At 26.3% G+C, this 12245-nt stretch carries 18 protein-coding genes; 12 read left to right on the plus strand and 6 right to left on the minus strand.

Annotated elements, in window-relative coordinates:
- Positions 1-241: 241 nt before the first annotated feature.
- The gene (locus GFJ41_RS13565) at positions 242-805 is read right to left on the minus strand and encodes a TetR/AcrR family transcriptional regulator (protein WP_170075597.1); all 564 of its coding nucleotides are present in this window, start codon (positions 803-805) and stop codon (positions 242-244) included.
- Positions 806-925: 120 nt separating this feature from the next.
- On the opposite strand from GFJ41_RS13565, the gene GFJ41_RS13570 reads away from it, so the two are divergent.
- The 5 genes from GFJ41_RS13570 (at position 926) to GFJ41_RS13590 (ending at position 4620) form a co-directional block, all read left to right on the plus strand.
- Positions 926-2170 carry a glycosyltransferase gene (locus GFJ41_RS13570; protein WP_170075598.1) on the plus strand — a complete coding sequence of 415 codons (1245 nt, stop codon included), beginning with the start codon at positions 926-928 and terminating at the stop codon, positions 2168-2170.
- A 60-nt stretch (positions 2171-2230) separates the two neighbouring features.
- Complete coding sequence (locus tag GFJ41_RS13575) at positions 2231-2422, plus strand: hypothetical protein (RefSeq protein WP_170075599.1); 192 nt, start codon at positions 2231-2233, stop codon at positions 2420-2422.
- A 245-nt stretch (positions 2423-2667) separates the two neighbouring features.
- The gene (locus GFJ41_RS13580) at positions 2668-3471 is read left to right on the plus strand and encodes an ABC transporter ATP-binding protein (RefSeq protein ID WP_035117357.1); all 804 of its coding nucleotides are present in this window, start codon (positions 2668-2670) and stop codon (positions 3469-3471) included.
- Positions 3465-4214, plus strand: a complete 750-nt coding sequence (locus GFJ41_RS13585; protein ID WP_170075600.1) for a hypothetical protein — start codon at positions 3465-3467, stop codon at positions 4212-4214. The genes GFJ41_RS13580 and GFJ41_RS13585 overlap by 7 nt, the downstream gene beginning before the upstream one ends.
- Before the next feature lie 10 nt (positions 4215-4224).
- Positions 4225-4620 carry a YxeA family protein gene (locus GFJ41_RS13590; protein WP_035117353.1) on the plus strand — a complete coding sequence of 132 codons (396 nt, stop codon included), beginning with the start codon at positions 4225-4227 and terminating at the stop codon, positions 4618-4620.
- A gap of 129 nt (positions 4621-4749) precedes the next feature.
- Here GFJ41_RS13590 and GFJ41_RS13595 read toward each other — a convergent pair whose 3' ends face one another.
- Together GFJ41_RS13595 and GFJ41_RS13600 are read right to left on the minus strand one after the other, a co-directional pair.
- Positions 4750-4962 (minus strand): helix-turn-helix transcriptional regulator, encoded by a 213-nt coding sequence (locus tag GFJ41_RS13595; RefSeq protein ID WP_170075601.1) that lies wholly within the window; start codon positions 4960-4962, stop codon positions 4750-4752.
- Complete coding sequence (locus tag GFJ41_RS13600; protein ID WP_053832886.1) at positions 4963-5373, minus strand: hypothetical protein; 411 nt, start codon at positions 5371-5373, stop codon at positions 4963-4965.
- 327 nt (positions 5374-5700) lie between these two features.
- On the opposite strand from GFJ41_RS13600, the gene GFJ41_RS13605 reads away from it, so the two are divergent.
- From GFJ41_RS13605 to GFJ41_RS13625, 5 genes are all read left to right on the plus strand, one after another.
- The gene (locus GFJ41_RS13605; protein WP_170075602.1) at positions 5701-6123 is read left to right on the plus strand and encodes a YcxB family protein; all 423 of its coding nucleotides are present in this window, start codon (positions 5701-5703) and stop codon (positions 6121-6123) included.
- A 32-nt stretch (positions 6124-6155) separates the two neighbouring features.
- Complete coding sequence (locus tag GFJ41_RS13610) at positions 6156-6671, plus strand: YcxB family protein (protein WP_170075603.1); 516 nt, start codon at positions 6156-6158, stop codon at positions 6669-6671.
- A gap of 111 nt (positions 6672-6782) precedes the next feature.
- Positions 6783-7847 carry a hypothetical protein gene (locus tag GFJ41_RS13615; protein ID WP_170075604.1) on the plus strand — a complete coding sequence of 355 codons (1065 nt, stop codon included), beginning with the start codon at positions 6783-6785 and terminating at the stop codon, positions 7845-7847.
- A gap of 28 nt (positions 7848-7875) precedes the next feature.
- Positions 7876-8211 (plus strand): hypothetical protein, encoded by a 336-nt coding sequence (locus GFJ41_RS13620; RefSeq protein WP_170075605.1) that lies wholly within the window; start codon positions 7876-7878, stop codon positions 8209-8211.
- Positions 8212-8518: 307 nt separating this feature from the next.
- Positions 8519-8830, plus strand: coding sequence for a hypothetical protein (locus GFJ41_RS13625; RefSeq protein WP_170075606.1), 312 nt, complete (start codon positions 8519-8521; stop codon positions 8828-8830).
- A gap of 178 nt (positions 8831-9008) precedes the next feature.
- Here GFJ41_RS13625 and GFJ41_RS13630 read toward each other — a convergent pair whose 3' ends face one another.
- Entirely contained in the window at positions 9009-9194 is a 186-nt protein-coding gene (locus GFJ41_RS13630) for a hypothetical protein (RefSeq protein WP_170075607.1), read from the minus strand.
- 222 nt (positions 9195-9416) lie between these two features.
- Positions 9417-9926, minus strand: a complete 510-nt coding sequence (locus GFJ41_RS13635; protein ID WP_170075608.1) for a GNAT family N-acetyltransferase — start codon at positions 9924-9926, stop codon at positions 9417-9419.
- A gap of 543 nt (positions 9927-10469) precedes the next feature.
- Between GFJ41_RS13635 and GFJ41_RS13640 the strand changes: the two genes are divergently transcribed.
- Positions 10470-11048, plus strand: a complete 579-nt coding sequence (locus tag GFJ41_RS13640; RefSeq protein WP_170075609.1) for a helix-turn-helix domain-containing protein — start codon at positions 10470-10472, stop codon at positions 11046-11048.
- Positions 11049-11163: 115 nt separating this feature from the next.
- Here the strand turns inward: GFJ41_RS13640 and GFJ41_RS13645 are convergent, their stop codons facing one another.
- On the minus strand, positions 11164-11382 hold the full coding sequence (locus tag GFJ41_RS13645) for a DUF4177 domain-containing protein (protein WP_150843537.1): 219 nt from the start codon (positions 11380-11382) through the stop codon (positions 11164-11166).
- A 316-nt stretch (positions 11383-11698) separates the two neighbouring features.
- On the opposite strand from GFJ41_RS13645, the gene GFJ41_RS13650 reads away from it, so the two are divergent.
- Positions 11699-12226, plus strand: coding sequence for a hypothetical protein (locus GFJ41_RS13650; RefSeq protein ID WP_170075610.1), 528 nt, complete (start codon positions 11699-11701; stop codon positions 12224-12226).
- Positions 12227-12245 lie beyond the last annotated feature (19 nt).

Here is a 12245-nt window from a genome sequence, read left to right on the forward strand (position 1 = left end):
TTACTAAAATATAGATATTTCAAGTGTTAAGATACAAATGATAAAACAAATTATTTAACACATTTAAATACAAATACAAAAAGGAATTGAATAACAAATTGTTATTCAATTCCTTTTTGTATTTGTAAAAATATATTAAACCTCTAATTTAATGTGTTAACTTCATATTTCTAACATTTAAAAATATGAAGTTAACATTAAACTCTGAAAGTTGTTATTTTAATTAATGACAGAGATATAATTATTTTTTCAGTGCAGAAATAACTCCATTTTCCATAATTTCATTCATAAGAAAAATTAACTTTTCTACAGGTAAAATTTTATCATTTTTAAACCAATAACTCATAAGAGAAATCATAGATGATAGTATATATTCTAATATAAAATCAAATTCTACATCATTGAGCTTTACCTGCGGAGTTAAAGCTTTTTTTAGTAGGGGTTTGATAGCATTTTTTAATTTACTTGCAAAAGAAGGATCTCCATTATCTCCAAGTAAAACAGAGTAATATTTTTCATTTTGTTCATACAAATTTAAAAAAGTATCTAATGGGATTTCACTGTTTTCACTAAGAATAGATGTAGGTGGTAGCTCATGTATATTAGGAATAATTGAGTTTTCTATTTGATCAAGAACATCATAGATGTCAGAAAAATATTCATAGAATGTGCTACGGTTGTAGCCTGCCTTAACAGTTATTTCTTTTATAGTTATTTTTTCTATTCTTTTTTCACAATATAAACACCAAAAAGCATCTATTAAATCTTGTTTAGTTTTAGATATACGCTCTATATTATTTTTCATTTTGCACCTCTGTAAATCCGACATTAATCTGAAGATTGTCGGTTGATGGTTAACTTATGTTTTTTTATAATTTAAATATACAACATGGTGTTGGATTGAACAATAGGAGTGATTAAAAATATGATTACAATAATATGTGCAGGTTCAAGAGGTGACTTTCAACCATATGTAGCATTGGCACAAAGATTAAAAATTTTAGGTGAAGAAGTAAAGATATCGGGGTTTTCACAATTTGAAAACTTTGTTAGAGGATATGGAATAGATTATGTACCAATAGAAGTAGACTATGAGGAGTTAGGTGTAGATCCAAAAATGCTAAAACAAGCAGGATCAGCAGATAATCCATTAAAAATGATTTTAACATTTAATAAAATGAAAAAGTATGGCGCACAAATAGCAAAACAAACATACGATTCTTTAGAAGGAAGTGAATTAATAGTTTATCATCCAGGGTGTGTTATAGGTTATTTTGCAGCACAGGAGATGAATATACCATCAGTACTTGCTACGCCATTTCCTATGAATAAAACAGAGGAGTATCTTTCTGTAGTAACCTATGGAAAAGCTAGGCCCACAAAGATTAATAAAAAAATAAGTTATAAAATGATTCAAGGAATGCTTTGGCTTGCTTCAAGTAACACTGTTAAGCAGCATTGGAAAGAGCGTTTTGGGAGAGTACCTAAAAACTTTAAAAGTCCTTATGAAAAAATATCAAAAGATCATATAGCTATGATTTCATGTAGTAATTTTGTATTTCCTAGACCAAAAGATTGGGATAAAAATATTTATCAAAGTGGGTATTGGTTTGTAGAAGAAAATAAAGAGTATAAACCATCTAAAGAGCTTGAAGCATTTATCAATAATGGAGAAAAACCAGTATATATAGGCTTTGGAAGTGTATTTGATAGTGATGAAAAAGATAAAATAGTTAGAATCATAATAGATGCACTAAAAAAATGTGGCAAAAGGGGGATTATCTCTGGTATGGGTAAAGTAGATAATTTACCCGACAATATTATTTCTGTAGATGGAATACCTCATACATGGCTATTTGAAAAAGTATCGGTGGTTTGTCATCATGGAGGAGCAGGAACTACAGCTGCGGGATTTAGAGCAGGAGTACCGAGTGTGATTATACCATTTTCAAATGACCAATTTGCTTGGGCACATAGGGCTTTTGATTTGGGGGTTGGGGCTAAGCCTATTTACAAAAAAGACCTTACAGCAGATAAACTGGCGGAAGGAATTAATTATGTTTTAAACAAGGATATAATTGAAAGAGCTGAAATGTTATCAAAGAATATTGCATTAGAAGATGGAGCTTTAGATTGTGCTAAAGAAATAGTAGACATGTTAAATAGATAGAATAAGTTAAGGGAAAATAATATAATTATTATAAGAAGAATTATATTTGGAGGGGAATTTATGAATTGTTTAAGGTGTAATAGTGAAATGAAGTTTTTAAAGGAGTATAGATTTGAGTCTAGGGAAAATGATAGGGGATTATTTAAAACTTTGTTTGATGTTGAAGAGCATTTAATATTTAATATACACGTATGTCCTCAATGTAAGCATACAGAATTTACATATAAGGGTAGTGTTGAAAGATTTGATTAGAAAAAGTTAGGAATGCTAATTAAAACTATATAGATAAAAATAAGGCAAGTTATATCTGATATAACTTGCCTTATTTTTATTTATATGAGCTATAAAAGAAGTTTCTTATAGGTTGTCTCGGGATCTTTACTGATTTTTATATAAATAAAAAAAGTAAGGTTTATTTAAGGTTGGATTTATTTCTAGTTAAGAATGGATGTATAAAATAGAGTTAAATAAAGAACGGATAAAGAAAAGGAGAGAATATGATAAAGTTAAAAAATATTAATAAATATTATGGCAAATTTCATGTAACTAAAAACTTGAGTTTAAGTGTAAATAGTGGTGAAATCTATGGGCTTGTAGGAAAAAATGGAGCAGGTAAGACAACAATTTTTAAAGTTATATTAGGATTATCAGAATTTAGTAGTGGAGAATTATCAATAAAAGGTAGTAAAGATAAAAATGAATTGCTTGCAAATAGGAAAAAAATAGGGTTTTTCATAGGGAAAAACTTCTTTGATTATTTAGATGCTAGAGAAAACCTAAACTATTATAGACAATTAAAAGGAATCAAGGATAAAGGAGAAATTGATAGAGTATTAAAAATAGTAAACTTACATGAAACAAAAGCAAAATATAAAAACTTTTCTATGGGAATGAAGCAAAGATTAGGAATAGCAAATGCGATACTTGGTAACCCAGAAATACTAATATTAGACGAGCCTACAAATGGATTAGATCCACAGGGGATAGCTGATATTAGAAACTTAATAAAGAAGTTAAATGAAGAGTACAAAATGACAATAATAGTATCTTCTCATATTCTTGGAGAATTAGAACATACTGCAAATCGATTTGGTATTGTTCATGAAGGAAAAATACTTAAAGAAATAGATAAAAACAATTTGGAAAGTGAAGCAGATACTATAGAGATTAAAGTAAGTGATATTGAGAGAACAAAGAAAATTTTAAAGGAAAACAAAATAGAAATTTTACAAGAAAAATCATCTACAAAGACGTTAGAAGATTACTACTTTGAATTAGTAGAGGGGGCGAAGAAATGTTAAATTATTTAATAGCAGATTTAAATAGAATGAGTCGTAAGAAATCTTTGATATACACATTAGCAACTTTTTTAGGATTATTCCTTACGATGGTATTTATAATATATACTCCAAATTTAGATGGAGGAGGATATCTTTCAAAAACAGATTTATTTTTAGGATTCTATCCTTTAGTAGTAGGAATACCAATATTTTTATCAATATACTCAGATGATTTTAAAAGTAAAGCAATGCAAATAGCTATAGGATATGGTATTGATAGAAATAAAATTATATTAACAAAAGCAATAGAGACGGTAATATTATCAGTAATTTCAGGTGTATTGTTAGGGGTGATTGTAACAGTTGTACCAAAGATTTTAGGACTTACTCTTACGCACGAACAGTTTTTAGAACTGACTCTTGGAGCATTAACAGGAATACTAAAGATTATTGTATATGTAGGTATATCTACAATATTAGTTTATCATTATCAAAATGCAATGTATGGAACAATATCATTTGTATTGCTAGGATCAGGAACAGTAGGGATGATATTGAATCTTATACTTTCTCAACAGTTTGTAGTAGATTTAGTAGGGAATTTAACTGAGCATATGTTTACAACATTATTAGCTATGGAAAAGCTAAACTATATGACAAAAGGAAGTTTTAACATAACTTCAATAATAGAAATTATACTATACATGGTAATTCCAGTAATAGTTTCAATGATTATATTTAGAAAAAAAGAACTTGAATTTTAGGAGGCAGAATATGAAAAAAACATTAGGAATTTTAATAGCCGTATCAATAATTGTAGGTGGAGCACTTTGGGCAAAAGGATATTATAATAATAGATATGTGGCATCAGAAACTTATTATACACAAGTACCAACAGATGAAGTAAACAAAGATTCTTGGTTAGTAAATAGTGAAGGTAAAAAAGAAGTAAAAGGAAAAATGTATAAACTAGTTGGATATGATAAAGAAGGAAATAAAAGAGATTTTAGTTTTGCTAAACAAGGTACTGCAAAGGATTATTATGCACCAGGAGCTTACATTAAGATAAGTGCTAGTAAAACAATTTCTCTTGGAGAAACTACAGTTAATAAAGAGGATGTACCTGCAAAAGCTTTAGAAAAGATAGAAAAAGAAGGAACTAGAAAATAAAAGATAAATACAGTGATTTCAATTATTTAAACATAAATTGTTAAACAAACTATATATAAACTGTATTACAAATTTAAAAAGGAATTGTATAACAAATTGTTATACAATTCCTTTTTTATTTAAGTTTAGTTATTCTTCTTCATCAACAAATTCAAATAAACTCTCAACTGAAGTATTAAAGACTTTTGCGATATCCATAGCTAACTTAAGAGATGGATTATATCGACCATTCTCTAAATGAACTATAGTCTCACGTCTTACTCCAACCAATTTAGCTAATTCATTTTGTTTAATAAGAGCTTTTTCTCTATACTCTTTAATATTTGTTTTTAAAATAGGCATTTAATTATAAAGTCCCTTTCTATCATAGTATATATATGATAATAACCTAAAAATTGTAAGTAATAGCAAAGTTGTTATAATTACTAATCCAAGAATATTAACAGATTTAAATATATAAGAAGTATTAGGAGTTGTAGCAGCCATACCAATTAAGGCTATTGATACAAGCATAAAATCTATACTCATTTTATTTACTTTTGATAATATAGTTTCAGATAATTCATCATTAATCCCCCTGACTTTAAGATGTGAAATTAACATAATAACTATCCATACATTCCATGCTAATGTCACATAATTTGAATATTGTGAGTCAAAATAAAGGTCAAATATTGAACTTAGTAAAATAAAAATCATTGTGAAAATATCCAAAATAAGTTGTGCTTTGATAGTAAATTGACTATTAGACATATAGTCGTCCCCCTTTAAAAGTGATATATTTATAACTTGATATGTTATAAATATATCACTTGGGAAAAGATTTTTCAAGTATTAATGTTAGAAATATATAACTTTTTAATCTTATAATATAAACTATTCTATAAAATTAAATAGTTAGGTGTCTTTAAAACATATGTTATCGTGAATATTTTTGGCTGTAAGTTCTGCTATAATTAAATAAACAATTATTTAGGAGGGATTAATATACAAATTAAATATACTAATACATTAGAAGATTATAAATTATCATATAAAGTAGTTTCAAAAATAGATAAACGTTCTTATATAGGATATTGTATGTTTTTCATAGTTTTGTTTGCTATGTCTATATTTTGGGGAGTAAAACTAACTTTAGATATAATATCATATCCTTATTTAATACGTTATTACTATATTTATTTCATAATTATATTTGTAGCTCTATTAATTGCGTTTAAGAGGGAAAATCTTATTTTTAGTAGTAAGCACTTTCAGAGAAGGGTTAAATCTAAAATTAGAGAAATTACATGTATTCTTGAAAAAGATAAACTTGTATATAAGTATGATGTTATAACAAAAACAATATTACCTGAAGAGATTTATAAAGTTATTGAAGAAAATGATACAGTTTATATAGTTAGCGTAAATAAAACAATTCTTTTAATAATTCCCAATAGTGCTTTTAAAGATATTTCTCAAAAAAATGAATTTGTAAAAACAGTAAAAGAGTTCAATTCTTAAAAATTAAATATACGGGTTTGTAATAAGGGGGAATGAACATAGAAATTAAATATACCAATAATGTAAAAGATTATAAGTTAGCGTATAAATTAATAAATAAATTAGATAAAAATTTATTTCACCATGTGTATTTATTGGTAAAAATATTGTGTATCGTATTAATAGTTTTTGCCTTGGAGATAATCATTCAAATAATTAAAAATCCTGACTTGATAGGCTATTATTGCATACAGCTTGTAATTATATGTATAGGTATTATAGTTGCAGATAATATAGAAAATTTATGTATTAGTGCTTTTTCCAGAAAGATTATTAAATCTGAAATAAAAGAAAAAATTTGTACGTTAAATAACGAAAAACTTGTATGTAGGGATAAAAATACTGTAATTGAAATTTATCCTAAGGATCTTAATAAGATTATAGAAAAAAATAATACAATTTATATATTCGGGAACAACAATATACTATATTTAATTATACCTAATCGTGCATTTAAAAGTGATAATCAGAAACAGGAATTTTTACAAATACTAAAAGGATTTAACTAATAAAAGTTAAATCCTTTTGTACTTAAGTGTAGGGGATAGAGATATGAACATAAGCCTATGGTTAAACTAATTTGATTATCTATATCATTAATGGGGGGATGGCTAAAGTATATGAAACATATAAAAGCATTTTTAGAGTTTTTCAAAAGTTTAAACTTTATAACTAAGATTGCTACAATCGTTGGAATAACAGCACTTATAATTGCTATATCCAGTTATAAAATTGATAAATACAAAGAAGAAAAAGATGAGATTACTTATAATCAGCAAATGAAAGAAAAAGATCAAAAAGAATATGATAATCTAAAAAAAGAAGCAGTAGAGCGTAAAAATAAAAGAAATTTAGAAATAGAAAATTTAAAGTCTAAAAATAAGCATTTACAAGAACTGGAGAACAAATCCAGTCTATTTAAAGATACTTTCTTTGATGTCAATGTTGATTATGATACTTTTGATAGTATTAAAGAAAAACTAGAGTCTAAGAAATACTCTTTTACAGAAGATAAATCTAAACTAGATTCAGACGGATTTAGTAGAATTGAAGTTAAATCTAAGGAAAATGATGATAAGGTAGTGATTATATTTGCTATAAATACAATTGGTAAAAAATCTATTGGACAAGTAACAACATACACTTATTACAGAGAAGGTACGAATAAGTCTGTATCAGTGGACAATGCAATGTTTACTAGTAATGCTAAATATAATTTGATGTATAATGAGAAACCTTACTCAAGAGATGTAGGGTATGATTCTGTTTTACAATTTTTATTTGGAGAGTATAAATTAGATCCAGAGTTAACAGGAGATGCATTTAAAGGTTCCAAGGAGTACAAAGTTGATATAAGTGTTGATGTAGTTAAAGAAAATACTGGATTATCAGTATATTTGGAATCTAACTTACCAGATGGAGTAGAAGTAACTGTTCGTATAAAAAATGATGAATTAGGTTATTCATCTGCTTATACTAGCGATATAAAAGATGGGAAAGCTGTGTTTGGACAATACTCTAAAGGGAATAGACTTTTTACTGCAGGAAAGTATGATTTAATAGTTGAAGTTGATAGGATAGATTATCAATCAAATGAGCTTAGAAAAGAGTTCTCTAAATGGGTAAGTCCTGGATTAAATAAATACGGAGATATAAGATACACTATAAAATCTATAGATTTTTAATAATGGATTAAATTTGAAGGGGGAATTTATGAGTACGTATATTATAGTAAGCTCAGTTTTTGTTCCTATATACTTGATTTATAATTATAGATGCTATAAAAGAAATCAAGTATCTTACTGGATAACACAAGGTATGTTGTGGGAGGATTCATTAAAAGTAATAGATAGTAGTTACTATGATTTTCAATACAAGAGTTGTATAAAATCTTGTGTTTTATTATTTATTATAATTATTTTAGGGACTCTTCTTGATTGGGAGGCTACCTTTTTACTAGTGTTTTTAATTTCATTTCATGGGACAGTTTCAATGACAAAGCACTTTGCTTTTAAGAAAAACTATTTATTAAAAAGTAAAGATGAGTAAGTATGTTAGTTAGCTAGGTAACAAACTTAATAGTTTAAAAGAAACTAGAAAAATTCTTATAAATTATTAAATAAATAAAGTTAATGAACTTTCAGAATCTAAAAATATTAATTTAAGGCTAACTTTAAAAAATAAAGTTTTAAGAACGTAGAAATGAGTGTAATTGCTATAATTAAGTAATTTAAACAAGTACACTCATTTTTGATATAATTATTCCCTAAACCGAAATTTTAGGCATTGTTAAAATCTTTATTTAAACAATTTGATATAATAGTACCAATACTATTATAAAAATGGAGGGAAATAAATGCTAAATATATTAGCAGGTCTTTGGCTTATAGATAGAGGAAATCGATTGATTAAAACTAAAAATATAAAAAAGTATGCATTTGATAGCCCTGAAAGAGTGAAAGATAAGGATGGGTATATAAAGTTATTTTCTAAAGCATATTTTTTAATCGGTATAAGTTTAATTATTTCGGGGCTAATTATGACATTAGATAAATTTATTTTTAAGTTACCATTCGAGATAGCAATATCAGTAGGGAGTATATTACTTATATTTATTTTTGTAGAGGTAATTGGAACTAACAAAAAAAGGTACAAATTTATTCAATAAGATTGAGACATAACAATACTCTAAAAACTTGTTTAAAGAGTACTAGTAAAAATGCCCTTAGAATCCATCTATTTCGATTTTAAGGGCATTAACTTTATTCAAAATACATAACTAGTCTCTAAACTAAAATTTAAAGACTTATTAAATTTATGATACAGTAATTTTTTAATAAATAGAATTATGCATTTGCTAAAAATCCATTAATAAAGCCAATGAAAAAAGGAATGGCAACTCCTATGACAGTTAGGATAATTCCTGTTTTTTGAGTTGAATTCAAACGAGCAAAATTATTTTTAAAACCTATAAATAGAAAAATTACACCTAAAAAACTTATAAAACTTCCTAGAGTATATAAAATATCCATAACTTCACCTCTCATATATTATTTAATAAACTCAAAAACTATTTTAACATAAAATTGGAATAATTTTACATACAACAAAATGTGTAAGTTCAAACAATACTTTAAAAACTTGTTTAAAGAGTACTAGTAAAAATGCCATTAAAATCCAAATAAATGGATTTTAATGGCATTAACTTTATATGAAATAATAACTTAGTCCCTAAACGGAAATTTTAAGGATACTTATAATTTAATTACAAATTGATTATAAAATTTACCGTTTCTTTCTGTAGACCTAAAGAGAATTCCATTGTTAGCTCTTATAACTTTCTCAGAACGTATATTACTAGATTCACAATTTAATATAGCTTTCTCAATACCAATTTGTTTTGCAAAAGGTAAAGCTAACTCTAATATTTTAGTACCATACCCATTACCTCGATACTTTTGAGAAATATCGTATCCAATATGCCCATCAAAAGGTATTTCTTTATGTCTAATTCTGATTACTCCTAATAATGTATTATTTTCAGCTACTAACCAAAAAGTAGAGCATGGAACATAACCTTCTGGTAAATCAATTCCTTGTGCATTATTATTTAATTTTTCTACGTATTGGTCGAAGTTATCTAATGCTTTTATATATATATTAAAATACTCTAGATCACCACTCGTTTTATAGTCATTTATATTTTCTAAAAAACTTTCTTTATAGATAATGCTCGGTGATTTTAATTCTATATTTTCAAACATATATTCACCTCTTTTAAAAATATTTATTTAATTTAATAATGGTTTTTAATTTTGAAAATTTCAACTAGTTTCTAAAAACTTGTTTAAAGATCAGTAGTAAAAAAAGTCATTAGAATCCAAATAAATAGATTTTAAGGCTTGTTAAACGAATTTAGATCTCAGTTCCTAATTTATCGATTTTATCTCATTTTAAAATTAAAGGGTATAATCTATGTTATGATATTAATAATTTTTTTAACAAAATTATTAGAGTTAAACTTAGGAGGTTTTGTATATATCTAAAGTTTTTAGAAACATACTTTTATTTTTAATAGGTTTAGTAGAAATGCATGCTCTTTATGAAAAGTATAGATAGAAAATAGTACTTATTGTTTTCTAAAAAACTATTTTAAGAATAACAAAGTTAATGCTATTAGAATCTTATAATTACACACTTTGAGAGGTGTCAAAAGCTTTTTACATACTAAAAATAGGTAATATCAAAGACGTTTGATAGCTAAAATTAATTTAAGGTTATAGGATAATGGTACAGGAGGTAATTAGATGGAGATTGGAAAACAAATAAAGAAATATAGAACAGATAGAAAGCTTTCACAAGAGGCATTAGCTGAGAGGATATTTGTATCTCGCCAAACTATTTCAAATTGGGAGAATGATAAAAATTATCCAGATATGAAAAGCTTATTGTTATTAAGTTCTCTTTTTAATGTATCTCTTGATATATTAGTTAAAGGAGACCTTGAAGAAATGAAAAAGGAAATAAAAAAAGAAGAGATTTCTAAATTTGAAAAGGATGGTAAGATTTTTACTATACTTCTTATAGCAGATATTATATTAGGTGTTCCACTTATGAAGATTTTGGGGAAAAATATGGGATTTTTAATATTTATTTTAATATGGTTAGTATCAATGTATTATGCGAGTAAAGTTGAGAGACATAAAAAGAATAATGATGTAAAAACCTACAAAGAGTTAAACGCATTTTTAGAGGGAAGAACGCTAGAGGGTAATGAGAAATATATTGAGTATGGTAAAAGACCGTATCAGCAATGGGCAATGGCATTAGGTGTTGGATTAATTACTGCAATTGTAGCTTTTATTATGGCCATTATATTATTTTAAAATATCATAATTTAAAAGGATTATAAAATTTGAGAAAGATTTTATAATCCTTATTTTATGTAAAAATAAAGTTGTATTTATAATTGAATTACAAAACGTAAATGAAGTATCTAATTTATTTCTTTTTTTCAAAAATAATTTGATAGCAATATGGAGCTGCTACACCTGGAGCTGAAAATCCTGTATTTTCATTTGCAGGAATGACAATTTGCTTTAATCTCCATCCATTTTTAGATTCATCATGAATAATAGACTTACATGCTTCAAAAGTATCTCCAGATTTAACTTTAAAACCTTTCTTTAATGGCACTTCTATAAATTTATACTCATACATACAAAAATCTCCCTTAATTAATGTGACTTATTTATATCTATATATTACATATATATCACATTGGTTTTTATAGTATGACTAAAATTTAAAGTAAATAACTAATCCTTAAAAACTTGTTTAAAGAGTTGGATTCTAAGGGCATTAACTTATAACTATTACCTAAACGACTTGTTAGGCATTAAAATTAGTTAGATTTATTACTTAAGTTACCGTTTAGACCGAAGAAATGACTATTCAGTCAATATACATTGAAATATATGGAAAAAAATGTATGATGAGATGAGTAATTATGTGATAAATAAGGGCGAAATTAAAAATGAGTTTTAAAAAAAGAGCAAGCAAAGTACTAGCATTAACATTAATAGGAGTTTCAGTAGCTACACCAATATTAAACACTGTTTTAGCTGTGGAAAAAAGTAATGACACAGTAGCAATTGATTCTGAATATGTAGCTATAGATAGTGAAACTATGGATAATATAATAATTGAAACTGCACAACAAATAATGGATGAAGCACATCAAATAGATGGATCTGTAAGAGAAAAGAGAACCGTTGGATTTGCTATATCTATAGCTAAAAAGCTAGGTAAAAAAATGGGTAAAAAATATATAACAACTAAGTTACCAAGGCAAATATATAAAGCTATGGTAAGAGCTGTTCCTAAAGTTGCTTCTAAGGTTTCAGAGGGGCAATTTGTAACTTTCTTCAATACATATATATTAATGGGTCCTTTAGATGGTGTAAAAGATTCAGTTAGTAATTATTTAGATAATTATATGCCTAAGTGGATGGCTGATAGTGCTGGATATGCGGCACAAGGAGTAATTTGGGCTATTATTTAATTAAATGTAAGGATGGGTA

The organism is Paraclostridium dentum (assembly GCF_012922555.1).
GTDB lineage: Bacteria > Bacillota > Clostridia > Peptostreptococcales > Peptostreptococcaceae > Paraclostridium > Paraclostridium dentum.